At 60.6% G+C, this 25309-nt stretch carries 16 protein-coding genes; 9 read left to right on the top strand and 7 right to left on the bottom strand.

The genetic code is table 11. From position 1 onward, the window contains the following. Position 1: 1 nt before the first annotated feature. A complete protein-coding gene (locus HX855_RS11725) occupies positions 2 to 4390 on the bottom strand; it encodes a dermonecrotic toxin domain-containing protein (protein WP_177085369.1) in 4389 nt (1462 codons plus the stop codon). 202 nt (positions 4391 to 4592) lie between these two features. On the opposite strand from HX855_RS11725, the gene tpx reads away from it, so the two are divergent. From tpx to HX855_RS11690, 7 genes are all read left to right on the top strand, one after another. Beyond that, on the top strand, positions 4593 to 5093 hold the full coding sequence (tpx, locus tag HX855_RS11720) for a thiol peroxidase (RefSeq protein WP_010171646.1): 501 nt from the start codon (positions 4593 to 4595) through the stop codon (positions 5091 to 5093). 231 nt (positions 5094 to 5324) lie between these two features. Then, positions 5325 to 6632, top strand: coding sequence for an MdtA/MuxA family multidrug efflux RND transporter periplasmic adaptor subunit (locus tag HX855_RS11715; RefSeq protein ID WP_177085367.1), 1308 nt, complete (start codon positions 5325 to 5327; stop codon positions 6630 to 6632). Then, the gene (locus HX855_RS11710; RefSeq protein ID WP_177085365.1) at positions 6629 to 9730 is read left to right on the top strand and encodes an MdtB/MuxB family multidrug efflux RND transporter permease subunit; all 3102 of its coding nucleotides are present in this window, start codon (positions 6629 to 6631) and stop codon (positions 9728 to 9730) included. The genes HX855_RS11715 and HX855_RS11710 overlap by 4 nt, the downstream gene beginning before the upstream one ends. Then, positions 9727 to 12834: an efflux RND transporter permease subunit gene (locus tag HX855_RS11705; protein ID WP_177085363.1), complete on the top strand. Its 3108-nt coding sequence runs from the start codon at positions 9727 to 9729 to the stop codon at positions 12832 to 12834. Before HX855_RS11710 ends, HX855_RS11705 begins: the two co-directional genes overlap by 4 nt. Then, positions 12831 to 14309 carry an efflux transporter outer membrane subunit gene (locus HX855_RS11700; protein WP_177085361.1) on the top strand — a complete coding sequence of 493 codons (1479 nt, stop codon included), beginning with the start codon at positions 12831 to 12833 and terminating at the stop codon, positions 14307 to 14309. Before HX855_RS11705 ends, HX855_RS11700 begins: the two co-directional genes overlap by 4 nt. Positions 14310 to 14568: 259 nt before the next feature. Then, positions 14569 to 16662 (top strand): bifunctional diguanylate cyclase/phosphodiesterase, encoded by a 2094-nt coding sequence (locus HX855_RS11695; protein ID WP_177085359.1) that lies wholly within the window; start codon positions 14569 to 14571, stop codon positions 16660 to 16662. A 72-nt stretch (positions 16663 to 16734) separates the two neighbouring features. Continuing rightward, positions 16735 to 17481, top strand: a complete 747-nt coding sequence (locus HX855_RS11690; RefSeq protein ID WP_177085357.1) for an SDR family oxidoreductase — start codon at positions 16735 to 16737, stop codon at positions 17479 to 17481. Positions 17482 to 17523: 42 nt separating this feature from the next. Here HX855_RS11690 and HX855_RS11685 read toward each other — a convergent pair whose 3' ends face one another. The 4 genes from HX855_RS11685 to HX855_RS11670 all read right to left on the bottom strand — a co-directional run bounded on the left by HX855_RS11685 (position 17524) and on the right by HX855_RS11670 (position 21501). Further along, complete coding sequence (locus HX855_RS11685) at positions 17524 to 17982, bottom strand: hypothetical protein (RefSeq protein WP_256352990.1); 459 nt, start codon at positions 17980 to 17982, stop codon at positions 17524 to 17526. Between the two features lie 100 nt (positions 17983 to 18082). Continuing rightward, the gene (gene mapR, locus HX855_RS11680; RefSeq protein WP_177085355.1) at positions 18083 to 19492 is read right to left on the bottom strand and encodes a GntR family transcriptional regulator MpaR; all 1410 of its coding nucleotides are present in this window, start codon (positions 19490 to 19492) and stop codon (positions 18083 to 18085) included. A 169-nt stretch (positions 19493 to 19661) separates the two neighbouring features. Continuing rightward, on the bottom strand, positions 19662 to 21077 hold the full coding sequence (gene ccoG / locus HX855_RS11675) for a cytochrome c oxidase accessory protein CcoG (protein ID WP_177085353.1): 1416 nt from the start codon (positions 21075 to 21077) through the stop codon (positions 19662 to 19664). A 184-nt stretch (positions 21078 to 21261) separates the two neighbouring features. Next, positions 21262 to 21501 (bottom strand): DUF3203 family protein, encoded by a 240-nt coding sequence (locus HX855_RS11670; protein WP_177085351.1) that lies wholly within the window; start codon positions 21499 to 21501, stop codon positions 21262 to 21264. 120 nt (positions 21502 to 21621) lie between these two features. On the opposite strand from HX855_RS11670, the gene HX855_RS11665 reads away from it, so the two are divergent. Next, on the top strand, positions 21622 to 22116 hold the full coding sequence (locus HX855_RS11665; RefSeq protein ID WP_177085350.1) for an MgtC/SapB family protein: 495 nt from the start codon (positions 21622 to 21624) through the stop codon (positions 22114 to 22116). Here the strand turns inward: HX855_RS11665 and HX855_RS11660 are convergent. Together HX855_RS11660 and HX855_RS11655 are read right to left on the bottom strand one after the other, a co-directional pair. After that, complete coding sequence (locus HX855_RS11660) at positions 22113 to 22673, bottom strand: hypothetical protein (RefSeq protein ID WP_177085349.1); 561 nt, start codon at positions 22671 to 22673, stop codon at positions 22113 to 22115. The two genes, HX855_RS11665 and HX855_RS11660, sit on opposite strands and share 4 nt — an antisense overlap. A gap of 183 nt (positions 22674 to 22856) precedes the next feature. Beyond that, on the bottom strand, positions 22857 to 23015 hold the full coding sequence (locus HX855_RS11655) for a hypothetical protein (protein WP_167664995.1): 159 nt from the start codon (positions 23013 to 23015) through the stop codon (positions 22857 to 22859). A 205-nt stretch (positions 23016 to 23220) separates the two neighbouring features. Between HX855_RS11655 and HX855_RS11650 the strand changes: the two genes are divergently transcribed. Beyond that, positions 23221 to 25218 carry an alpha-1,4-glucan--maltose-1-phosphate maltosyltransferase gene (locus tag HX855_RS11650; RefSeq protein WP_177085348.1) on the top strand — a complete coding sequence of 666 codons (1998 nt, stop codon included), beginning with the start codon at positions 23221 to 23223 and terminating at the stop codon, positions 25216 to 25218. The last annotated feature ends 91 nt before the right edge of the window (positions 25219 to 25309 follow it).

Genomic DNA, 25309 nt, shown 5'->3' with positions numbered 1-25309 from the left:
ATCAGGGATTGGCTTTGACTTTGGGCGGCCCGACGCGCGTCTTCACGTAGTCAACGGTCACGATTTCCCAGAGCGGATTTGTACGCGTCCCCCAGTTTACCTGGACATCCATCCCACTTCGTTTTTCTACATAGTTAAAAAGCTGGTAGCCTCTGAGCTTGTTTTCGAGGTCAATATCGGCCAGTTCTCGTATGTCAGCGTCGCTGAAACGCGGATATTTTTTTCGGAATTTTTCCAAGGCTTCTTTGTAAATATCCTCAGGCTCCAACCCTGCAACACCAGATCTATACCCCACATCTACTGGCCCCTCAAACGCCTTGACGGGAATATTGGTCAAGGTGTGCAGCTCTGTCGCAAGGGAGTTTTCCCCGCCCAGGCCTGAGTAGCAGACCAACAGGCGAACCTCCGGATAATCCTTGATGTTTATTCGGCGCCGAGCAAGTTCTTCGAGTATGTCCTGAGCCGAGAGGGCTCTGTCATTTTCACCGACAATCCTTGCTGGCTGTCCGGCTGCGGGCTTTTCCGCATGGCCAATGATGTTGAGGCGTTTTTTGCCGTTGTATACGTCAACGTTGGTATGGATTTCCCCGTCGAGCGGCGTGATCTTTTCCAGTGGTCCTCCCAATCGAAAGCGGGCCTTGTGTGGCTCTATCTGCAATGCCGTATCCGGTGAGGCGCCGGCTTGATTTTCGATCCTCGGACTTGCACCCGTTTGCGCACGCGCGGACCGAGTTTTGAAATGCATCAACAGCATCACAAGGTTTAGCAACAGATCCGCCGCCGCTACTGCTTTATCAGGGTTATCAGTACTGCTCAGCACATCAAGCTCTTCGCGAACACCTTCAAGCAGCAGGGCTAAGCCGACGTAACCGGCGCCAGGGCCGGGAATGAATGGTAAAACCGCATTGAGCAGCAGCGAGCCTCCTGCTTTCAGGGTTGCCCAACGGCTCTCAGCGTTGGATGTCGATTCCCGGTCAGCCAGGCCTGCCAGGTTCTGGGCATTGGCATCATACAAATGATCGAGCAACTGCCCTGTCTCCAGTTTCTGCTGCAGCGTCTTGGCCGCTTCAGGCTCGTCCGTGGTCAACCCGTTTGTCGGTGTTCCTGCGATATCCGAGAGCAACGGGATCTTCAGGCCGAACAGGACCACGTTGGGGTGGGTGAAGCCGTTACCACTGTAGATTTGGCGGGTGGTTTCGTCCGGCATCCAGGCCTGGGTGTCGTTTTGCAACTTGCCAGGTTTCTGGATCGCCTCCAGAAGGGCCTGGCGAGTAGGGAACTGCAATAACGGGGCATCGCTGATAAGCGGACGATAGAGAATATGCGGGCCGGCGTTCACGTCTATGGGTTCGATCAGATAGGCACCTTCCACCACATCCGTCTTGTTGTCGGCCTTGCGCTCGAAAGCCAACGGCCGGATGGTAATTTCCTCGCCGTCGACAGTTCGGGTACCCGGTCCCGGTTTGAGTATCTCCTGGATGTAGCGAAACCCCGTCGTGTCGAACCCGGCTTCTCCCTTTATGGCCAGCTCCAGGGCGCTGAGTTTCAGTTCCGTCGGTACTTGTTGAGTAAATAATGACAGGCGTTCGGTTTTCTTTGTGGGCTCGTCCAGCAATTCACGCTTAAGTAACTCCGGATAGTTTTTGCCCGCGTCTATCGTTGAAAAAAGGGCGTGAAGGACCCCATCGCCTTCAAGTTCGGGTACTCGCGTATTTCCCTGTTTGTGATAGACCTCGATGACCCCCCCTCTGGGCAATCCTGACAGGTTATTCAGGAGCATGTCGGTCAGGCTCATGCGGGAGCGTTCGTACTGGACACTCTCTGGATTGAGCGTGAATGTTGTAGCCGGCCTTACGTACACCACTTCCAGGTCCTTGGCGGGATATGCAGTGAGCTTTTGGTCTGCCGGCAGCGCGTCGAACCGGTTCTGGATATACGTGTGAATGTCCGGAATATCACTGTTGTAGGTCTGCCCTTTGTTACGTTGAGTGAAACTCGCCAGTTCCAGGCTCAGCTCGCTCATGAGAAACCGTTCGGCGTCACTGGCCTTGTTCAGCCACTCGGACAACTGGGTTTTTGAAGAGGTGGCTTTACCAGGGTCAACAAATGAAGTGCTGGATGTCAGAGTGTCGCCTAAGTGCCGAGCAATGAGGATGTTGGCTTGGTTATCAAACACCTGACTGGTTACGACTTGCGCCGGGGCGCCATACCCCGCCTCGGACAGGGCTGCCATGGAGTCATAAGGGGTGATTTTTCCGCTGGGTTCAACCAGTAAAACAATACTGCGAGCGGGTTCAGGCAGGGTGCGCGTAATGAGAATGTTCGGTGTGGCGTCATTGCCCTCGGCAGCCGGAAACGTAAAGGTGGCAACTCCCCCATTCGTCGGCCATGGGGATGTCGATGAGGGAGCGGGGCTGATGACCATGTCCACAGTCTGGCGTTGTTCTTCGTCCAGGCCGGGTTGCTTCAACCCGGCCATGCGCAGGTTGTTACGCAGAAGACTGCTGACCAGGTCGGCGTGGCTGCCGGCATAAACCGGCTTGGTATTTGCCGGGCCGGTGAAGGCCGGCTTTTTCCAGTATTCGCTTGCGGCGTTTTTGTACAGGTCGTTCAGTATCAGTGGCAGCTCTGACAGGGCTTGCTCAATCGCGCCCATATTGACCTCAAGGGGAACGTCTTGTGGGGTTCCTGTACGCGCTAGTCGGTCAGGTCGTCTATCCAGCAGCTTGCTGCCCGCCAGGCTTTGAGGGGCGTCATCGAGGATTCGGCCGAGGCCAAGCATGATCAGCGGTACCTGCTTGAACTGACCGGGGTTGTCCGGATCCGGCGTGGCAACACTTACCTGATTGATGTCAAAGTCCAGATTGTTGGAACCGTTGCGGACAGCGTCACCGAGGAAATTTGCTACCACCGTGCGCAGGTTGGGTTCCGCGGCAAACTGGGTGCGTGCAATTTGTGTCAACGGGTGAGCGTTGGCCGCGGGCGCCGACGTATCAGGTTGCATCGCAGATGGATTTTCGAGCTGCTGTATGGCGGTGAGCTGTTTTTGTTGCACCGCGCGCGCGCGCTCGTCAGTAGGAGGGGGGGCCGAGTTCAAGGCGGTGAAGCCCCTGTGATAGAGCGCGGTGCTGTGGTTGAGCGTCTCTTTCAGTGTGCCGCCGGCGGGAGGTTCACCATAAAAACTCAGGGCTTTAGCGATGGAGATGGAGCCATCAAGATTATAAGGCACGAGCTCATTCGTTCCCTCCCCCAGTTGCTTTGCCAGTGTCCTGATCTCAGCCGATACCTCCGCCCATCCGGATTGATCGTTGAGCGTAGCGATTTTCCGAAAGACTCGGTTTGGCCGGTCAATGACCATCAGGTCGCCCGTGCTCGGATCAATGCACACGTTTGAAATGTCGAGGTTCTTTGTTCGCGCAAAGTCTAGGAACGCCTCTGCTTGAAACGCGTTGTTAAAGGCTTTGATCGTTTGCCCGATAGTGGAGCGCTCAGGGGGGGTGAAAACATAGCCTGACGTTAGGCTTACGCCGTCAGGTCGTATTTCGTTTCTCTGTGCCAACAGCGCGATTGCGCTAAGTCGCGCCACCTCCTCGTCTGCCTCAATAACCTGTGTTACTGGTGTTTCAGCAGGCCGTGCGGTTGAGAGTTGCCCGCTGGCGTGCAGGCTGGCAACGGCCTGTATGGTTTGTTGTCGGAGTTCTATAAAAGGGGCTCTCGAATCGGGTAGAGACGGGAAGTATGGGGTATTCAACAGCCTGCCGATCACAGAAAGCCGGTTGCCTCGAGAGGGTGATGAGCCATAAAAGGAACCGATCAGGTGGGCGGGGGCGCTATTTTCGCCGGTGTAGGTAAACGTGTCCCCAAGAAGATTTGCGGCAGCCTTCAGGTCTGCGCTGGCTCGCGCCCAGCCAGGAATATCATCATGAAAGGTGACGACTTTTCCGTTGATTTGACATTCGAGAGCCCCGCCATAGTTGGGATACCATCGGATGCTTGATGGGTCGATATTGTTATCGCGGGCAAACGTAGCAAAGGGTTCTGCTTTCAGCACCTGCGCGAAATTCGACCAGGCCATGCCGAAAGTAGAGTAGGGCGCAATATTGGAAACGGTGAGGGGGTTCCAATTGCCGCGTTCGGCAGTGCCGGATGATGCCTCCTCGTCTGCCAGTGCCAAGGCGTACCTGATGGCCATGTTGCTGTCGCTTTTTTCTACCAGTACCTTGGCGCTATTCGAGCCTTCCAGGCTGACGACATTGACGTCGCGGCGTGATCGCACCGCAGGGTTCGACCCGCTTGAGGTGCTATGGTCCGAAGGGGCTGGCTGAGGCTGTGCAGAGAATGAGTATTGTCGGGCGATATTGGCTGCGGGGCGAAAGTCAGCAATTCTCATGAGGAGTCCTTGGGAGGAGTGGGAGACAGCGGCCGCTGATGGTTTTTCTCACGGCGGCAGTCTTTGTGTCGTTCACGGATACGCCACGGTTCCGAGGTCTGCTCATGACAATTTGCGTCCGACCATAGGTGCCAATCGAACTTTGTGTTTAACTTCGGCACCTGAAATTCGTTTCACTACCACCACTAGAAGGATTCCGTTCATGGCTCAAGTTACCCATAAAGGCAACCCTATCCAGGTCGACGGCGACTTGCCACAAGTCGGCGCCAAAGCGCCAGCCTTTACCCTGACTGCTGGCGATCTGTCGGACGCGACCCTGGCTACCTTTGCCGGCAAGCGCAAAGTGCTGAACATCTTCCCAAGCATCGATACCCCGACTTGCGCGACTTCGGTTCGCAAGTTCAACGCCCAGGCCAACAGCGTGGACAACACCGTGGTGCTGTGCATTTCCACTGACCTGCCATTTGCCCAGGCACGCTTCTGCGGCGCCGAAGGCCTGGAAAACGTGAAGAACCTGTCGGACTTCCGCGACGCCGGCTTTGCCGTTGACTACGGCGTTGCGATCGCCGCAGGCCCGCTGCGCGGCCTGACCGCCCGCGCTGTCGTGGTGCTGGACGAAAACGACAACGTGCTGCACAGCGAGTTGGTCAGCGAAATCGGCCAAGAGCCGAACTACGAAGCAGCCCTGGCTGTTTTGAAGTAACTGTTACTACGCATTACTGTCGTTTTGCAGTAACACGCGTGATGCAGTATTACGGCCTGGCCTAGTCCAGGCCGTTTTTATTTGTGCTTCAGTGGCTTAGTCAGATAGCGAATGGACTAAGCAAAGAAGTTAAAAGTTGTAATCCAAGGTAAATAGCCGGTAAAGGCGCTTTTCTTAACGCGCTCCAGTGCTTATCTTTCAGCCTCCCAAAAGAAGAAGCTCTCGCGCCCAATGGTTGATCACTCCATGCAATCCACCCCTCGTCACTCCCGCCGCTGGCTGTTCGGCCTGCTCGTGCTGCTGGTTATTGCCGGCCTGTGCTGGAAATTCTGGCCTGGCAGCCATAAGGACAGCGCCGAGAAGAAGCCCGCCGGGCACGCCGGCAAGTCGGGCATGATGCGCCCGGGCTTTGGTGGTTCTACCGGCCCGGTGCCGGTGCGTGTGGCGCCCGCGGTGCTGGGTGAGTTCCCGGTGTATTACAAGGCATTGGGTACGGTGACGGCATTGAACACCATCAATGTGCGCAGCCGGGTAGGGGGAGAGCTGGTCAAGGTCGCCTTTGAAGAAGGGCAGATGGTCAAGGCCGGTGACCTGCTGGCGGAAATCGACCCGCGCAGTTACCAGAATGCCTTGCTCCAGGCTCAGGGCACGCTGCTGCAGAACCAGGCCCAGCTGAAAAACGCCCAGGTCGACGTGCAGCGTTATCGCGACCTGTATGCGCAAGACAGTATCGCCAAGCAAACCCTCGACACCGCCGAAGCGCTGGTGTTGCAGTACCAGGGCACGGTCAAGACCAACCAGGGCGCGGTGGATGACGCCAAGCTCAACCTCGAATTCACCAAGATCCGCGCCCCGATCACCGGGCGTGTCGGCTTGCGTCAGGTGGATGTGGGCAACCTTGTGGCTGCCAACGACACCACCTTCCTGGCGGTGATCACCCAGACCCAACCCATCAGTGTGGTCTTCACGCTGCCGGAAAACACCCTCGACACCGTGCTGGCGCGTTATCACGCCGGCAACAAGCTGCCGGCAGAAGCCTGGGACCGTGGCGATGCGGCCCTTAAAGCCAGCGGCGTGTTGCAGAGCCTGGACAACCAGATCGACGTGACCACCGGCACCCTGAAGTTCAAGGCACGGTTCGATAACAAGGACCAGGCACTGTTCCCCAACCAGTTCGTGAACGTGCACCTGCTGGCCGACACCCTACACAACGTGGTGCTGGCGCCGTCGGCGGCGATTCAGTTCGGCAACACCGGCACCTTTGTCTACGTGCTGGATGGCGACAAGAAGGTCAAGGTACGTCCGCTGGTGATCGGTGATTCCGACGGCGACAACACCGTGATCAAGCAAGGCCTGGCCGCTGGCGACCGCGTGGTGCTGGAAGGCACCGACCGGCTGAAGGACGGCAGTGAAATCGAAGTGGTCAACGACAGCAGTGAAGTGCCGACTACCCCGACCGAACACCTCCAGGGCCAGCCGGCAGCCAAGACGCAGCAAGGCCCGGCTGATGCCGGCAAGGCGCAAAAGGGCGGCGCATGAACCTCTCGCGGCTGTTCATCCTTCGCCCGGTAGCCACTACCCTGAGCATGCTGGCCATTGTCTTGGCCGGCGTGATCGCCTACCGCCTGTTGCCGGTCTCGGCCTTGCCCCAGGTGGACTACCCGACCATCCGGGTGATGACCCTGTACCCCGGCGCCAGCCCGGACGTGATGACCAGCGCGGTGACGGCGCCCCTGGAGCGTCAATTCGGGCAAATGCCCGGCCTGACCCAGATGGCGTCCACCAGCTCCGGCGGCGCTTCGGTGCTGACCCTGCGTTTCAACCTCGACATCAACATGGATGTCGCCGAGCAACAGGTGCAGGCCGCGATCAACGCCGCCACCAACCTGCTGCCCAAGGATTTGCCAGCACCACCGGTGTACAACAAGGTCAACCCGGCGGACACCCCGGTGCTGACCCTGGCCATCACCTCAAAGACCATGCTGCTGCCCAAGCTCAACGACCTAGTCGATACGCGCATGGCGCAGAAAATCGCACAGATCAGCGGCGTCGGCATGGTCAGCATTGCCGGCGGCCAGCGCCAGGCGGTACGCATCAAGGTCAACCCCGAGGCCCTGGCGGCCAACGGCCTGAACCTGTCGGACGTGCGCACCCTGATCGCGGCGTCCAACGTCAACCAGCCCAAGGGTAACTTCGACGGCCCCACGCGGGTGTCGATGCTTGACGCCAACGACCAGTTGGTCTCGCCCAAGGAATACGCCGAGCTGATCCTGGCCTACAACAACGGCGCGCCGTTGCGGCTCAAGGATGTGGCACAGATCGTCGACGGTGCCGAGAACGAACGCCTCGCGGCCTGGGCCAATGAAAACCAGGCGGTCTTGCTGAACATCCAGCGCCAACCGGGGGCCAACGTTATCGAAGTGGTGGACCGGATCAAGGCGCTGCTGCCGAGCATCACCGATAACCTGCCGGCCGGCCTGGACGTGACGGTGCTCACCGACCGGACCCAGACCATCCGCGCCTCGGTCAAGGACGTGCAACACGAATTGCTGATCGCCATTGCCCTGGTGGTGATGGTGACGTTCCTGTTCCTGCGCCGCGTCAGCGCGACCCTCATTCCGTCCATCGCCGTGCCACTGTCCCTGGTGGGCACCTTTGGCGTGATGTACCTGGCCGGCTTCTCCATCAATAACCTCACGCTGATGGCCCTGACCATCGCCACCGGCTTTGTGGTGGACGACGCCATCGTGATGCTGGAGAACATCTCCCGCTATATCGAGGAGGGCGAGACGCCGATGGCGGCTGCGCTCAAGGGCGCCAAGCAGATCGGCTTCACCCTGATTTCCCTGACCCTGTCGCTGATCGCCGTGTTGATCCCGCTGCTGTTCATGGCCGACGTGGTCGGGCGCCTGTTCCGTGAGTTCGCGATTACCCTGGCGGTAGCCATCCTGATTTCCCTGGTGGTATCCCTGACCCTGACGCCGATGATGTGCGCGCGTTTGCTCAAGCGCGAACCCAAGGAAGAAGAACAGGGCCGCTTCTACAAGGCCAGCGGCGCCTGGATCGACTGGTTGGTCGAAGCCTACGGGCGCAAGTTGCAGTGGGTGCTCAGGCACCAGCCGTTGACCCTGCTGGTGGCCATCGCCACCCTGGGCCTGACCGTGGTGCTGTATCTGGTGGTGCCCAAGGGCTTCTTCCCGGTGCAGGACACTGGCGTGATCCAGGGCATTTCCGAAGCGCCGCAGTCGATTTCCTTTGCGGCCATGAGCCAGCGCCAGCAGGAACTGGCGAAGATCATCCTCGAAGACCCGGCGGTGGAGAGTCTGTCCTCCTATATCGGGGTGGACGGTGATAACGCCACCCTCAACAGTGGTCGCCTGCTGATCAACCTCAAGCCCCACGGCGAACGGGACCTGAGCGCGGCGCAGATCATCACGCGCCTGCAGCCGCAACTGGACAAACTGGTGGGCATCCGCCTGTTCATGCAGCCGGTGCAGGACCTGACCATTGAAGACCGCGTGAGCCGCACCCAATACCAGTTCAGCATGTCCTCGCCCGACGCCGAGCTGCTGGCCCTGTGGAGTGACAAACTGGTGCACGCCCTCAGCCAGGTGCCGGAACTCTCCGACGTCGCCAGCGACCTGCAGGACAAAGGCTTGCAGGTGTACCTGGTGATCGACCGTGATGCCGCTTCGCGCCTTGGCGTGTCGGTGTCGACCATCACCGATGCGCTGTATGACGCCTTCGGCCAGCGGCAGATTTCCACCATCTACACCCAGGCCAGCCAATACCGCGTGGTATTGCAGGCTCAGTCGGGGGAAACCCTCGGCCCGGCCGCCCTGAACCAGATCCACGTGAAAACCACCGACGGCGGCCAGGTGCGGCTGTCGAGCCTGGCCCATGTGGAGCAGCGCCAGGCCCAGTTGGCGATCGCCCATATCGGCCAGTTCCCGGCGGTGATGATGTCGTTCAACCTGGCCCCGGGTGTGGCACTGGGCAAGGGTGTGGAGCTGATCAACCAGGCCCAGAAAGACATCGGCATGCCGGTGGGCGTGCAGACCCAGTTCCAGGGCGCGGCCCAGGCGTTCGAGGCTTCGCTGTCGAGCACCTTGCTGCTGATCCTGGCGGCGGTGGTGACCATGTACATCGTGCTAGGGGTGCTCTACGAGAGCTATATCCACCCGATCACCATTCTCTCGACCTTGCCGTCGGCGGCGGTGGGCGCCTTGCTGGCCTTGCTGCTCAGTGGCAATGACCTGGGGATGATCGCGATCATCGGCATCATCCTGCTGATCGGCATCGTGAAGAAGAACGCGATCATGATGATCGACTTCGCCCTCGACGCCGAGCGCAACCAGGGGCTTGACCCGCAAACCGCAATCTATCAGGCGGCGTTGCTGCGTTTCCGGCCGATCCTCATGACCACCCTGGCGGCCTTGTTCGGAGCCGTGCCGTTGATGCTTGCCACCGGTTCCGGTGCGGAGCTGCGCCAGCCCCTGGGCCTGGTGATGGTCGGCGGGTTGCTGGTGAGCCAGGTGCTGACTCTGTTCACCACCCCGGTGATCTACCTGTATTTCGATCGCCTGGGCCGTCGCTGGCGCAAAGAACCCGTGCGCCTGGAGCCGGTTGAGTCATGAACCTGTCCGGACCTTTCATTCGCCGGCCGGTCGCCACCATGCTGCTGAGCCTGGCGATCATGTTGCTCGGTGGGGTGGCCTTCAACTTGCTGCCGGTGTCGCCGCTGCCGCAGATCAACTTCCCGGTGATCGTGGTCTCGGCCAGCCTGCCCGGGGCCAGTCCCGAGGTCATGGCCTCCACGGTGGCGACGCCGCTGGAGCGCTCCTTCGGCGCGATTTCCGGCATCACCACCATGAGCAGTTCGTCGAGCCAGGGTTCGACCCGGGTGATTCTCGCGTTCGACTCCAACCGCGACATCAACGGTGCGGCGCGGGAAGTGCAGGCGGCCATCAACGCCTCGCGTAACCTGCTGCCCAGTGGCATGCGCAGCATGCCCACCTATAAGAAGATCAACCCGTCCCAGGCGCCGATCATGGTGCTGTCCCTGACGTCGGACGTGTTGCCCAAGGGCCAGCTATACGACCTGGCCTCGACCATCCTGTCCCAAAGCCTGTCCCAGGTGCCGGGGGTGGGTGAAGTGCAGATCGGCGGCAGCTCGTTGCCCGCCGTGCGGATCGAACTTGAACCCAAGGCCCTCGACCAGTATGGCGTGGCCCTGGACGATGTGCGCAACACCATCGCCAATGCCAACGTGCGCCGGCCCAAAGGCTCCCTGGAAGACAGCGAGCGCAACTGGCAGATCCAGGCCAACGACCAGCTTGAAAAGGCCAAGGACTACGAACCGCTGCTGATTCGCTACCAGAACGGCGCGGCCCTGCGCCTGGGCGATGTGGCCAAGATCAGTGACGGCGTGGAAGACCGCTACAACAGCGGCTTCTTCAACAATGATTCGGCGGTGCTGTTGGTGATCAACCGACAGTCCGACGCCAACATCATCGAGACGGTCAAGCAGATCAAGGCCCAGTTGCCGGCCTTGCAAGCGGTGTTGCCGTCCAGCGTCAAGCTGAACCTGGCCATGGACCGTTCGCCCGTGATCACCGCCACGCTGCACGAGGCCGAGATGACCTTGTTGATCGCCGTGGCCCTGGTGATCCTGGTGGTGTACCTGTTCCTCGGCAACTTCCGGGCGTCGCTGATTCCTACCCTGGCGGTGCCGGTGTCCCTGGTGGGCACGTTCGCCGTGATGTACCTGTTCGGCTTTTCCCTGAACAACCTGTCGCTGATGGCGTTGATCCTCGCCACCGGCCTGGTGGTGGACGATGCCATCGTGGTGCTGGAGAACATTTCCCGGCATATCGACGAGGGCGTGCCGCCAATGAAGGCGGCGTACCTGGGGGCCAAGGAAGTCGGGTTTACCTTGCTGTCGATGAACGTGTCGCTGGTGGCGGTGTTCCTCTCCATCCTGTTTATGGGCGGGATCGTCACCAGTTTGTTTCGCGAGTTTTCCATCACCCTGGCGGCGTCCATTATTGTCTCGCTGGTGGTCTCGCTGACCCTGACCCCGATGCTGTGCGCCCGCTGGCTCAAGCCCCATGTCCCGGGGCAGGAAACCGGTTTGCAGCGCTGGAGCGAGAAGGTCCACACGCGCCTGGTCGCCGGCTACGCCCGCAGCCTTGACTGGGTGTTGCGCCATCGGCGCCTGACCCTGCTCAGCCTGTTGATCACCATTGGGGTCAACGTTGCCCTGTACGTGGTGGTGCCGAAAACCTTCATGCCCCAGCAGGACACCGGCCAGTTGATCGGTTTTGTGCGCGGTGATGACGGGCTGTCGTTCGGCGTGATGCAGCCGAAGATGGAAACCTTCCGCCAGGCGGTGCTCAAGGACCCGGCGGTGCTCAGCGTTGCCGGTTTCATTGGTGGCAACAACGGCACCAACAACGCGGTGATGCTGGTACGGCTCAAGCCCATCAGCGAGCGCAAGATTTCCGCCCAGGGTGTGATTGAGCGCCTGCGTAAAGACGTGCCGCTGGTGCCGGGCGGGCGGCTGTTTTTGATGGCCGACCAGGACCTGCAATTTGGTGGCAGCCGCGACCAGACCACCGCCCAGTATTCCTACATCCTGCAAAGCGGTGACCTGGCCGCCTTGCGCCTGTGGTACCCGAAAGTGGTCGCCGCCTTGCGTGAGTTGCCGGAGCTGACCGCCATTGACGCCCGTGAAGGCCGGGGGGCGGCGCAGGTGACGCTGATCGTCGACCGTGACCAGGCCAAGCGCCTGGGTATCGACATGAGCATGGTGACGGCGGTGTTGAACAACGCCTACAGCCAGCGGCAGATTTCCACCATCTATGACAGCCTCAACCAGTATCAGGTGGTGATGGAGGTCAACCCGAAATACGCCCAGGACCCGATCACCCTCAATCAAGTGCAGGTCATCACCTCCACGGGCGCGCGGGTGCCGCTGTCGACCATTGCCCACTACGAAAACAGCCTGGCCGATGACACGGTGCGCCATGAAGGGCAGTTTGCGTCGGAGAACATTGCCTTCGACATGTCCCCCGGGGTCACGGTGGAGCAGGGCACGGCCGCCATCGAGCGGGCGATTGCCAAGGTCGGTTTGCCGGAAGACGTGATTGCGAAGATGTCCGGTACGGCCGATGCCTTTGCCGCCACGCAAAAAGGCCAGCCGTTCATGATCCTCGGTGCGCTGGTGGCGGTGTATCTGGTGCTGGGGATTCTCTATGAGAGCTACATTCACCCGCTGACCATTCTGTCGACCTTGCCCTCGGCCGGCGTCGGTGCGCTGTTGTCGATCTACGTGCTGGGGGGCGAGTTCAGCCTGATCTCCCTGCTGGGGCTGTTCCTGTTGATCGGGGTGGTGAAGAAAAACGCGATCCTGATGATCGACCTCGCACTGCAACTGGAGCGCCACGACGGCATGAGCCCGCTGGAGTCGATTCGCGCTGCCTGCCTCGTGCGGTTGCGGCCGATCCTGATGACCACCCTGGCCGCGATCCTGGGCGCCTTGCCATTGCTGCTGAGCACTGCCGAAGGCGCGGAGATGCGCCAGCCCCTGGGCCTGACGATTATCGGCGGCCTGGTGGTGAGCCAGATCCTGACCCTTTACACCACGCCTGTGGTTTACCTTTATCTCGACCGCCTGCGCCACCGTTTCAACGGTTGGCGCGGAGTGCGTACCGATGCTGCCCTGGACACTGCGCTATGACCGATTCAACGTTTCCCACCGTGCAACGTCTGGGCATGGCTCGCGGCGCCAGGCTGCTGAGCCTGGCCTTGTGCGGCGTGATGCTCAGCGCCTGCGCCGTCGGCCCGGATTACAAACGCCCCGAATTGACCGAGCCGGCCCAGTACAAGCAAGCCCAGGGCTGGCGCCAGGCGGCGCCCAGCGACTCACTGGCCCGCGGTGCGTGGTGGGAGCTGTACGGCGACCGGCAGCTCAATGAGTTGGTAGAGAAACTCAACAATTCCAACCAGACGGTGGCCCAGGCCGAGGCGCGTTATCGCCAGGCCGCATCGCAGGTGCGCAGTGCCCGTGGGGCGTTCTTCCCGACGGTCGACCTGAGTGCCGGTAAAACCCGGGCCAGCCAGGGCACCGGCAGCAGTAACGCCAGCCTGAGCAGTTCCAGCAGCGGTATCCGCGACACCCTGAACACCCAGTTGGGCGTGAGTTGGGAAGCCGATATCTGGGGCAAATTGCGCCGGGGCCTGGAAGCCAATGAAGCCAGCGCCGAAGCGAGTGCGGCGGACCTGGCGGCGATGCGCCTGAGCCAGCAATCGGAGCTGGTGCAGGATTACCTGCAGTTGCGGGTCATGGACGAGCAGACCCGTTTGCTGCAAGCCACGGTGGACGCCTACCAGCGCTCCCTGCAAATGACCCAGAACCAATACCGCGCCGGTGTCTCGGGCAAGGACGCGATCGCCCAGGCCCAGACCCAGCTGAAAAGCACCCAGGCCAGCATGATTGACCTGATCTGGCAGCGCGCGCAGCTGGAAAACGCGATTGCCGTGCTGACGGGTGTGCCACCGGCCAACTTCACGCTGGCGGTGAGCCAGGACATTCCGGCGCTGCCGCAGATTCCGGTGAGCCTGCCGTCCCAACTGTTGGAACGCCGCCCGGATATCGCCCAGGCGGAGCGCTCGGTGATTGCCGCCAACGCCAATATCGGTGTGGCCAAGACCGCCTACTACCCGGACCTGACCCTGAGCCTGGCCGGCGGTTATTCCAGCAGCACCTACGCCGACTGGATCAGCCTGCCGAACCGCTTCTGGTCGGTGGGGCCGAAACTGGCCATGACCCTGTTCGACGGCGGCCAGCGCTCGGCTGAAGTTGACCGCGCCGAAGCGTCCTACGATGAAACGGTGGCCAAGTACCGCCAGACCGTACTTGATGGTTTCCGCGAAGTGGAAAACTACATGGTGCAGCTCAAGGTCCTGGAAGACGAAGCGGTGGTCAGCAACGAGGCCCTCGAAGCTGCCCGGGAATCCCTGCGCCTGACCCAGAACCAGTACAAGGCCGGTCTGATCGCTTACCTCGACGTGGTCACCGTGCAAGCCACGGCCCTGAGCAACGAACGCACGGTGCTGACCCTGCTGCAAACCCGGCTGGTTGCCAGTGTGCAACTGATCGCCGCGTTGGGCGGTGGCTGGGATGGGCAGATGCAACTGAGCGACAAGAAATAAGCACGTCACAATCCCTGTGGGAGCTGGCTCGCCTGCGATGCGGACTACTCGGTTTTTCAGTTACACCGAGGTGATGCCATCGCAGGCAAGCCAGCTCCCACAGTTGATCCTCGTGTTTATTGAGTCAGGTGTTTGACGTCAAATTGCCAGTAATGGCTATACGATAATATTTCAGGTGTACAAGAATTATTCTCGCTACAATCCCTGACTTTTCAGCCCGGCACAGATGCCGTTCGGCCCCCAGGTCACGAGAAGTCCCATGCTCACCGGTAGTTATTCACCCGCCCTTGTCCTGATCTCCCTGTTTGTCGCAATCCTGGCGTCCTATACCGCACTGGACCTGACCGGCCGTATCGCCACGTCCAAGGGCCGCGCGGTGCACCTGTGGATGGGCGGCGGCGCGCTGGCGATGGGCGTGGGCATCTGGTCGATGCACTTTATCGGCATGCTCGCCTTTCGCCTGCCCATCAGCCTGGGTTATGACGTTGGGATCACCGTGCTGTCATTGCTGATTGCGATCCTTTCCAGTGGTTTTGCCTTGTGGCTGGTCAGCCAGCCGCGCTTGCCGGCGTGGCAGCTGGGATTTGGCGCCCTGATCATGGGGGCCGGCATCAGTGCCATGCACTACACCGGCATGGCTGCCATGCGCATGACGCCCGGCATCGACTACGACCCCACTCTGTTTACCGCTTCCCTGATGATTGCCGTGGGTGCTTCGGCCGCAGCCTTGTGGATCGCCTTCAACCTGCGGCGCAACACGCCTTACGTACGGTTGGCCCGAGGCGGGGCGGCAGTGGTGATGGGCGTGGCGATCGTCGGCATGCACTACACCGGCATGGCCGCCGCGCGTTTCGCCGATGGCAGTTTTTGTGGCGCCGCCTTGACCGGCTTGAGCGGCAAGGGCCTGGACAATCTGGTGCTGGTCACCACCCTGGCGGTGTTGATCATCGCGCTGCTCACCTCCCTGGCCGATGCCCGCCTGGAAGCCCGTACCGCCGTGCTGGCTGACTCCCTGACCCAAGCCAATCAGGAACTCACCCACCTGGCCCTGCACGACATGCTCACCGGCTTGCCCAACCGCACCTTGCTCGCCGACCGGATTCAACAGGCGATACAGCGGGTGAACGAGGAGGGTGGGTGCTTCGCGCTGATGTTTATCGACCTGGACGGCTTCAAGCCCGTCAACGACGCCTTCGGGCACCACATGGGCGACCAGTTGTTGCAGCAAGTGGGCCTGCGCCTGCGGGAAGACTTGCGCAGCCAGGACACCCTGGCCCGCATCGGCGGCGACGAGTTTGTGTTGCTGGTGCAGTTGAGCCAGCCGGACGATGCGTTGCGCCTGGCGGAACGGCAGGTGGGTCTGATCAATCATGCCTTCCGCGTGGCCGAGCATGAGTTGAAAATCTCCGCGAGCATCGGCATCGCGCTGTTCCCGGGCAACGGCGCCACGCCCCAGGAACTGCTGATGAACGCCGACGCGGCGATGTATCACGCCAAGGGCATGGGCAAGAACGGCTACAGCTTTTTCGATGTGTCGATGAACACCAACGCGCGCAAGCAACTGCAACTGCTGCAGGATCTGCGCAATGCCCTGGAGCAGGATGAATTCCGGCTGTATTACCAGCCCAAATTCGACGCCATCAGCGGCCGCCCGGTAGGGGCTGAAGCGCTGCTGCGCTGGGAGCACCCACAGCAGGGTCTGTTGTTGCCGGACAAGTTTATCGAGCTGGCGGAAAAGACCGGGCTGATCATCCCTATCGGCGAGTGGGTGCTCAATGAAGCCTGTCGCCAGATGCAGGTGTGGTATGCCCAGGGCTATCACGACTGGCGCATCGCGGTGAATCTCTCGGCCTTGCAGTTCTGCCACGCCGGGCTGGTGAAGAGCGTGGCCAATGCTCTGGAACGTCACCGGTTGCCCGCCAACAGCCTGACCCTGGAAATCACCGAAACCACCGCCATGAGCGATGCCGATGCGAGCATGACGGTGTTGCAGAAGCTTTCGGACATGGGCGTTGACCTGTCCATCGACGACTTCGGCACTGGCTATTCGAGCCTGATGTACCTCAAGCGGCTGCCGGCCAATGAGCTGAAAATCGACCGGGGGTTTGTCCGCGACCTGGAACATGACAGCGATGACGCCGCCATCGTCTCGGCCATCGTCGCCCTCGGCCAGGCCCTGGGCCTGCGCATCGTTGCCGAAGGGGTGGAGACCGACGTGCAGCAGAATTTCCTGACGCGGCTGGGTTGCGACTCCCTGCAGGGTTATCTGTTGGGGCATCCATTGCCGGCCGACGGGTTTATGGCCGACATCCAGCGTGCCGAGCAGGTGGTGAGTGCGCATTCGGTGACGTGAGCCCATGCAAAACCTGCAGGGCGCAGGTAGTATTGGATCCAACCGCTCACGTTGAACCAGGAGACCGTACACATGGACAAAGTCGTCATCATCACCGGTGGCAGCCGTGGAATCGGCGCCGCCACGGCGCTGCTGGCCGCTGCCCAGGGCTATCGCATCTGCATCAACTACCAGGCCGATGAGGAGGCTGCCCACCGCGTACTCGAGCAGGTGCGCGCCCTCGGCGCCCAGGCCATTGCGGTGCGGGCCGATGTCAGCATTGAAGATGAAGTGATCGCCCTGTACCACCGGGTCGATACCGAGTTGGGCCGGGTGACGGCACTGGTCAACAATGCTGGCACCGTGGGGCACAAGTCGCGGGTCGATGAAATGTCCGAGTTCCGTATCCTGAAAACCCTCAGAACCAACGTGTTGGGGCCGATCCTGTGTGCCAAGCACGCGCTGCTGCGCATGTCGCCCAAACATGGCGGGCAGGGCGGCAGCATCGTCAACGTTTCATCGGCCGCCGCGCGGCTTGGATCGCCGGGGGAATACGTGGATTACGCCGCGTCCAAGGGCGCGCTGGATACTTTCACCCTCGGCCTTTCGAAGGAAGTAGCGGGTGAGGGGATTCGGGTCAATGGCGTGCGTCCCGGCTTTATTTTCACTGACTTCCACGCCCTGAGTGGCGACCCGGACCGGGTCAGCAAGCTGGAACCCGGGATTCCCATGGCCCGCGGCGGGCGGGCCGAAGAAGTTGCGGAGGGGATTATCTGGCTGCTGTCGGATAAAGCGTCCTACGCCACCGGGACCTTTATTGACCTGGCAGGCGGTCGCTAAGTCTGTGCTCGTTGTGGCAAGGGGCAAGCCCTTGCCACAGGCTCAGTAGCCGGCCCAACGCAGCACGGTGTAGCCCCTGTTTGAGAACTCGCTGAATAGCCTGGCCTCCGAGTTGTCCTGGGTGCCGTAACCGTAGTCGGAGAAACCATCAATGACGCCATTACGGGTATCGCTGGCACTCATAGGGTTCAGGTTGTCGATAAACCGCATTACCTTGTCCAGGTGGTAGGCCGCGTGGGCGCGAGCGTGTGGATCGGGGTTGATTTCGGTCCAGTCGCCGACTACCCGCTTTAGGTCGTCTACCACATTGAAATGATCAGAGCTGTACAGGAAGCGCCGAAGCAAGGAGCTTTGTTCGATAATCTGTTCAGCCGTTCGATGATCACCAGCAGGGCGCCCTGCGGGGCGTGTCATTTCGCGCACTTGGCGCTGCTCTGCAGCACGCATGTAATGGGGTGGGACAGGAAGTGGTTTCAGGCTGTCAGGTGGAGCAATACTCATGGGGACCTCTGATGTAAGCCAAGTAAGCGCGCCGGGTCTGCCGTGACAACTGGCGCGGTACTGTATGGTCCTGCGGCTCGACTCGGTTCCCTCTACATTGTTAAAACGAACGTACGATGCGCCCCAGTGTATCCATGGCCTTTTCCGATGCTTCATCCCACGGGCTGCCGTAATTCAGGCGAATACAGTGCCTGAAACGCTGGGTGGGTGAAAAGATCGGCCCCGGCGCGATGCTGATGCCTTGGGCCAGCGCCATCTGGAACAACTTCAATGAATCGGTCTGCTCCGGCAACTCCAGCCACAGGAAGTAACCGCCGGCGGGCTGGCTGACACGGGTCTGGGCCGGAAAGTAGCGGGCGATTGCTGCGAGCATCGCGCTTTGCTGCTCCTCCAGTGCATACCGCAATTTGCGCAGGTGCCGGTCATAGCCGCCGTGCTGCAGGTAATCGGCAATCGCCGCCTGGGCGGGCATCGAGGCACACAGCGAGGTCATCAGCTTCAACCGTTCGATCTTCTGCGCATAACGCCCGGCGGCGACCCAGCCAATGCGGTAGCCGGGGGCCAGGCTTTTGGCGAAAGAACCGCAATGCATCACCAGGCCTTCAGTGTCGAACGCCTTGGCCGGTTTCGGTGCCTGTTGGCCGTAGTACAACTCGGCGTACACGTCGTCTTCGATCAACGGCACTTGATGGCTGCGCAGCAATTCCACCAGCTCCTGCTTCTTGGCCTCGGGCATGGTTGCGCCCATGGGGTTCTGGAAGCTGGTCATGCACCAGCAGGCCTTGATCGGGTAGCGTTCCAGGCTGTGGGCGAGCACCTTGAGGTCAATGCCATCGCGTGGGTGTACGGGGATTTCCACGGCCTTGAGTTTCAGGCGCTCGAGGATTTGCAGGCTGGCATAGAACGCCGGGGCTTCGATGGCCACCAGGTCGCCCGGTTCGGTCACGGCTTGCAGGCACAGGTTCAGGGCCTCGAGGGCGCCGTTGGTGATCAACAGTTCTTCCATCGGCAGCATCAGCCCGCCGACCATATAGCGCAGGGCGATTTGCCGGCGCAGTTGGGGGTTGCCCGGCGACATGTCGGTGACCACCATGCGCGGGTCCATTTCCCGGCTGGCGCTGGCCAGGGAGCGCGCCAGGCGCTGCAATGGGAACAGCGTCGGGCTGGGGAACGCCGAGCCGAAGGGCACGGTTTGCGGGTCCTTGATGGAGTCGAGTACCGAGAACACCAGTTCGCTGACGTCCACTTCGGTGGATTCATGCACGTGGGCGCTCACCGCCGGCTCGGAAAACGGGCTCGGCGCATGGGCGTTGACGAAGTACCCGGAGCGCGGTCGGGCGCGGATCAGCCCGCGGCGCTCCAGCAGGTAGTAGGCCTGGAACACTGTGGACGGGCTGACACCGTAGGTCTGGCTGGCGTAACGCACCGAAGGCACGCGCTCGCCGGGGCCGAGGACGCCGGAGCGGATCAGTTCTGCGATGTCGTCGGCGAATTTTTCGTAGCGTTTCATTGTGGCTCAGTGCTTTGAAGAGAGGTTGCTGATTGAACACAGATCAAAAGGTGGGAGCGGGCTTGCTCGCGAAGGCAGTGTGTCAGTCACCGAATTTGTTACTGATACACCGCCTTCGCGAGCAAGCCCGCTCCCACATTTGATCTCCAGTGTTTCTGAAACCCGGTTTTTAACGATTCAACGGCGCCACAAACCGGCTATCCGCCGCGCTGTAAATCCATGGCTCATCCACATCCGACACCTTGAAGCGAATCGTCTGGGAGCTGCTCGCCGGTTTATCGCTGGTCATCGCCACCGACACCGGCACATCGGTAATTTCCCCCGGCGCCAGGCTGATATCGGTCTTGCCCTGCAACCGGAAGCCGTCGCCGTCCACCAGTTCCAGGCGATAATCCTGACGTTGCTGGGTCTTGTTGATGACCTTGAGGCTGTAGATGTTCTCGATCAGGCCTTCACTGTTCTCACGAAACATCCCACGGTCCTTGGTCACGTCCAGCGACACCATCGGCCGCCCCACCAAGGCCACCACCAGCGCGCCGATCATCACCAGCAACACGGCACTGTAGCCGATCAGCCGGGGCCTGAGCAGATGGGTCTTGCCACCTTGCAACTGATGCTCCGAGGTGTAGCTCACCAGACCGCGGGCATAGCCCATTTTGTCCATGATCGAATCACAGGCATCGATGCAGGCCGCGCAGCCGATGCATTCCATTTGCAGGCCGTCGCGGATGTCGATGCCGGTGGGGCATACCTGCACGCACAGTTGGCAATCGATGCAGTCACCCAGGCCGACGTCCGCCGGTTGCACGTCACGTTTGCGCGGGCCACGGTGCTCGCCACGGGCCACGTCGTAGGAAATGGTCAGGGTGTCTTTGTCGAACATCACACTCTGGAACCGCGCATAGGGGCACATGTGCATGCACACCGCTTCGCGCAGCCAGCCGGCATTGAGGTAGGTGGCGCCGGTAAAAAACAGCACCCAGAACAGGCTCACGCCGCCCATTTGCCAGGTCAGCAGTTCCTCGGCCAACGGCCGGATGGGGGTGAAGTAGCCGACAAATGTCAGGCCGGTCAGCACGCTGATGCCCAGCCACAGGGTGTGCTTGGCCGAACGCCTGGCCAGCTTGTTCAAACCCCACGGGGCGGCTTGCAGCTTGATGCGCTGGTTACGCTCACCTTCAGTGACCTTTTCGCACCACATGAACAGCCAGGTAAACGAGCTTTGCGGGCAGGTATAGCCGCACCACACCCGGCCTGCGAACACCGTGACGGCGAACAGGCCGAACGCACAAATAATCAACAGCGCCGACAGCAGGATGAAGTCCTGAGGCCAGAACGTGGCGCCAAAAATGTGGAATTTGCTTTCAGCCAAGTCCCACAGCACGGCTTGCCGTCCGCCCCAGTTCAGCCACACGGTGCCGAAAAACGCCAGGAACAGAAAGCCCGCGCCCACCACGCGCAAGGTACGGAACAGGCCGGTGAAACTGCGGGTATGAATCAGGTTGTCGCTGGATGTGGCCTTCATCTTCTTTGGATGGGCAGGCTCGTACATTTCTATGGTTCGGACGGGGATTCTCTCGCTCATGGTCTTTCGCTCATCAGCCTCCATCAGGCAGATGAACTATGACCGGCGCTCTGTTTGCATAACAGACTCAGGTAGGGCGATAAAAAGCAGATCAGATGGGCCCGCGAGGCGCGCCTGCGACAATGTGCTGCACCCTGTGGAACGCGGGGTGCAGCACGTTTCCGACGGTAATGACCCAGGTCAATCAAATCACCGAATCACCGTCGGTGGCCTTCAGATGCTTACGGCCGTCGGTGGCGCCTGCGACGGTCAATGCGTCGGCTTCTGCTTCGGTGATGTAGACCCTCCCGGTGTCCAACTGGACGGCAGACATGGCTTTGGCACTGTCGGTAATCACCGTGACAGCCGTTGCGGCGAGGCTCTGTTCGTTGCCGTCCTCGCCCACCTTGAAGTAACAGGTCTGGTTTTCAATACGTACGGGCATGATGCTGTCCTTTTCCAGGGGTACTGAGTGTTAGGGGTGAGCTGTGGATCAATGGTTCTGCGCAACTGACTGACGGTCGGCGTTGTCCATCGGTTATCGACCCCTGAAAAGGACACGGCCATGGACGCCTGGTGGCATGAAGTCTGGCAAACCTTGCAAGCGGAATTTGCCGACATCGGCGATGCCCGGCAATTGACACAAATCACCGTGCGGTTGCTGATTGCGGCCATTCTGGGCGGCATTCTCGGTTTTGAGCGCGAACATAAAGGCAAGGCGGCCGGGGTGCGCACCCATATGTTGGTGGCCATGGGCGCGGCGTTGTTTGTGCTGGTGCCGAGTCTGTCCGGCTCCCAGGCCGACGCCATGAGCCGGGTGTTGCAAGGCGTGATTGCGGGTATTGGGTTTCTAGGGGCCGGCACCATCCTCAAGGGCAAGGAAGACGAGGAAGGCCAGCATGTGAAGGGCCTGACCACCGCCGCCGGTCTTTGGATGACCGCGGCCATTGGCGTGGCAGCGGGGTTGGGGCGTGAGTCGACGGCGGTGTTGAGTACGGTGCTGGCATTGATGGTGTTCAGTGTGATGCCAAGGATTGTCAGCAGGCTGGAGAAGGATTAGCTGAAGTCCAACCTTGCATTGATGTTGCGCTTGCTCAGGCGGGCGCCGATGTCGGTAAAGGTTCTGGCCGTCTTCTCCGAACTCTGCCCCCGTTGCTGCAGTTTGCCCATGGATTGCTGCCAGTCGGAGATGGCGTCCCACATGGCGGTGTCATTGTCGGGGTCGCTGGTGGCGATCTGATACAGCATGTCGTTTCTTCGCCTTTCATTCTCTTCCCTGGCGGTTTTGGCCAGATCGCCCGTGGCCGCCTTCATCCTGGGGTTGATGGCGTCTTCACTCAACAGCGTGCCAAGGTCCATGAGGGTTTTGGCGTTTGCCTTGGCATCGGGGCCGCGCAGAAACGTATTGAGATGTTCCTGGGTCAATAAATCACGGATCTTGCCCAGGGTCTCGGTGCTTTCTTTGGCGTCGGGATTGCGCAACAACCGGTTGATAGTGTCTTGGGTCAGCAGCGCTTTCAGGTCGGCAAGGCTTTGCCCGGTCTGCGCCCCGGTCTGGGGTTGTTGGTTTTGTAGGAGTGGGTTGTAGGCGCTCGGCTGGTTATTGATCGTCGACATGATGTTTCCTCGCAGGACGGTGAAATAAACGCTACACCCCTGTGGAAGGCGTCGCGCTTGAGCGAGGTAAGTCTCAAGCGGGATCCCATGGGTTGCATCTAAGCGCTATCGCTCTTTCTGGTAGGAAGTTTCGGTTTTGACGATCGGCGTTGGATCGTCAAAACCGCAAGTGTCATGTTCGCTTCAGACAATCACCGGCGGCATTGTCGTCGGTGGCTCCTCCACCGGTGGTGGCTGAGTGCCGGGCGGTTCCTGTTCGGGAATCGGGTCGGGCTCGGTAGGCGGCAATGTCGGTTTATCGATATTGGGATCAGGCGTTTCAGCCGGGATCGGGATATTCATCGGTGTGGCCTCCTTTGTGCTTTGCTCTATCGGTGGACAATCGGGCGATGGATTTGATTCCCCGCCCGATGGCGGCATATCCACCTGAACTTTTCACCCGCCAGCATGCTCGGAACCTAGACGGCCCTGCTCAGGGAGAGCGGTGTCGTTTCAGAATTTGAATCAAGCACAAGAGCGTCCACTGGGCGTTAAGGGGAGATGCTCGATGACTGCTGAAACACTGACCCAAGACGATTCAACCTCCACGCTACCGCTGTCCCAGGCACTGTTGCTGCCCAGGATTGCGATTGAAAGCACCACCCCTGTGATCGATGGCGGCGCGTTTGCGGTCAAGGCTGCGGTGGGCCAGCGCGTCCAGGTGGCCAGCAAGGTGTTCGCCGACGGCCACGACAAGCTTGCGGTGATGATCCGCTGGCGCCCGCGCAGTGAAGAGAGCTGGCACAGCGTGGTGATGACCGACGTGGGCAACAATGGCTGGGAAGGCGCATTCACCGTGACCGCCCAGGGCCCGCATGAGTATTGCATCGAAGCCTGGATCGACACCTTCGCCAGCTTCCGCTACGAATTAAGCAAGAAGCACGAGGCCGGCGTGCCGGTGAGCCTGGAGTTGCAGGAAGGCCGCAGCCAGGTGTTGCAAGCCGCCGAGCGCAGCGACAATGAGCTGCGTGACCGCCTGATGTTGCTGCACCACGAACTCTCCAGCCTGCTGGAAACCGAGCAGGTCGCGCTGTTTCTGCACGAAGACAGTGCACACCTGATGACCCAGGCCGATCACCGCGCTTACTTGAGCATCAGTGCCGTATTCCCGATTGATGTGGAACGCGAGGCAGCGCAGTTTGCCAGCTGGTACGAGCTGTTTCCCCGCTCGATCACCGACGATGCCGCCCGCCACGGCACCTTTAACGATGTGCACTCACGCCTGTCGATGATCCATGACATGGGCTTTGATGTGCTGTATTTCCCGCCGATCCATCCCATCGGCCGCAGCCATCGCAAGGGCAAGAACAATGCCCTGACCGCCGTCCCGGATGATCCGGGCAGCCCGTATGCCATCGGCAGCGAAGAAGGCGGCCATGAAGCCATCCATTCGCAATTGGGCACCCGTGAAGACTTCCGCAACCTGGTCAAGGCGGCCGCCGACCATGGCCTGGAAATCGCCCTGGATTTTGCCATCCAATGTTCCCAGGACCATCCGTGGCTCAAGCAGCACCCGGGCTGGTTCAACTGGCGGCCCGACGGCACCATCAAATATGCCGAGAACCCGCCGAAGAAATACCAGGACATCGTCAACGTCGACTTCTACGCGGCGGATGCCATTCCGAGCCTGTGGGTTGAATTGCGCGACATCGTGATCGGTTGGGTGGAAGAGGGCGTGAAGACCTTTCGTGTCGACAACCCCCACACCAAGCCGCTGCCGTTCTGGCAATGGCTGATCAGTGATGTGCGCGCCAAGTACCCCGAAGTGATCTTCCTCGCCGAAGCCTTCACCACCCCGGCGATGATGGCGCGCCTGGGCAAGGTCGGTTACTCCCAGAGCTACACCTACTTCACCTGGCGTAACACCAAGGCCGAGTTAAGCGAATACCTCAGCGAGTTGAACGAGTCCCCATGGCGCGAGTGCTTTCGCCCCAACTTTTTCGTCAACACGCCGGACATCAACCCGGGCTTCCTGCATGAGTCCGGCCGGGCGGGGTTCTTGATCCGCGCCGCGCTGGCCACCATGGGCTCGGGCCTGTGGGGCATGTATTCGGGCTTTGAGCTGTGCGAAGCGGCACCGGTGCCGGGCAAGGAAGAGTACCTGGACTCGGAGAAGTACGAGATCCGTCCACGGGACTTCACGGCGCCGGGCAACATCATTGCCGAGATCGCCCAGCTCAACCGCATCCGCCGGCAGAACCCGGCGTTGCAGACACACCTCGGGCTGAAGCTCTACAACGCGTGGAACGACAACATCCTGTACTTCGGCAAACGCAGCGACGATGGCAGCAACTTTATTCTGGTGGCCGTGAGTCTTGACCCGTTCAACGCCCAGGAGGCCAATTTCGAGTTGCCACTGTGGGAGATGGGCCTGCCGGACGACGCCCAGACCCAAGGCGAAGATTTGATGACCGGCCACCGCTGGACCTGGTACGGCAAAACCCAGTGGATGCGGATCGAACCGTGGCACCAGCCGTTTGGTATCTGGCGCATTACCGTTTCCTGAAGCCGAACCCCGATCTCCACACCACGGGAGATCAAATGTGGGAGCGGGCTTGCTCGCGAAAGCGGAGTGTCAGCCTCCGAATCCGTCTGCT

The organism is Pseudomonas sp. IPO3778 (genome assembly GCF_013386825.1).
Taxonomy (GTDB): Bacteria; Pseudomonadota; Gammaproteobacteria; order Pseudomonadales; family Pseudomonadaceae; genus Aquipseudomonas.
The sequence above is the reverse complement of the archived record's forward strand: the minus strand, read 5'-3'. Positions and strand labels throughout refer to the sequence as shown.

Excerpts from the sequence above, each read along its gene's own strand:
- HX855_RS11650 (WP_177085348.1), top strand. The coding sequence starts at position 23,221 with ATGACTGCTGAAACACTGACCCAAGACGATTCAACCTCCACGCTACCG.
- HX855_RS11700 (WP_177085361.1), top strand. The coding sequence starts at position 12,831 with ATGACCGATTCAACGTTTCCCACCGTGCAACGTCTGGGCATGGCTCGC.
- mapR (WP_177085355.1), bottom strand. The coding sequence starts at position 19,492 with ATGAAACGCTACGAAAAATTCGCCGACGACATCGCAGAACTGATCCGC.
- HX855_RS11710 (WP_177085365.1), top strand. The coding sequence starts at position 6,629 with ATGAACCTCTCGCGGCTGTTCATCCTTCGCCCGGTAGCCACTACCCTG.
- HX855_RS11665 (WP_177085350.1), top strand. The coding sequence starts at position 21,622 with ATGGACGCCTGGTGGCATGAAGTCTGGCAAACCTTGCAAGCGGAATTT.
- HX855_RS11670 (WP_177085351.1), bottom strand. The coding sequence starts at position 21,501 with ATGCCCGTACGTATTGAAAACCAGACCTGTTACTTCAAGGTGGGCGAG.
- HX855_RS11725 (WP_177085369.1), bottom strand. The coding sequence starts at position 4,390 with ATGAGAATTGCTGACTTTCGCCCCGCAGCCAATATCGCCCGACAATAC.
- HX855_RS11690 (WP_177085357.1), top strand. The coding sequence starts at position 16,735 with ATGGACAAAGTCGTCATCATCACCGGTGGCAGCCGTGGAATCGGCGCC.
- HX855_RS11705 (WP_177085363.1), top strand. The coding sequence starts at position 9,727 with ATGAACCTGTCCGGACCTTTCATTCGCCGGCCGGTCGCCACCATGCTG.
- ccoG (WP_177085353.1), bottom strand. The coding sequence starts at position 21,077 with ATGAGCGAGAGAATCCCCGTCCGAACCATAGAAATGTACGAGCCTGCC.
- HX855_RS11660 (WP_177085349.1), bottom strand. The coding sequence starts at position 22,673 with ATGTCGACGATCAATAACCAGCCGAGCGCCTACAACCCACTCCTACAA.
- tpx (WP_010171646.1), top strand. The coding sequence starts at position 4,593 with ATGGCTCAAGTTACCCATAAAGGCAACCCTATCCAGGTCGACGGCGAC.
- HX855_RS11695 (WP_177085359.1), top strand. The coding sequence starts at position 14,569 with ATGCTCACCGGTAGTTATTCACCCGCCCTTGTCCTGATCTCCCTGTTT.
- HX855_RS11655 (WP_167664995.1), bottom strand. The coding sequence starts at position 23,015 with ATGAATATCCCGATCCCGGCTGAAACGCCTGATCCCAATATCGATAAA.
- HX855_RS11685 (WP_256352990.1), bottom strand. The coding sequence starts at position 17,982 with ATGAGTATTGCTCCACCTGACAGCCTGAAACCACTTCCTGTCCCACCC.
- HX855_RS11715 (WP_177085367.1), top strand. The coding sequence starts at position 5,325 with ATGGTTGATCACTCCATGCAATCCACCCCTCGTCACTCCCGCCGCTGG.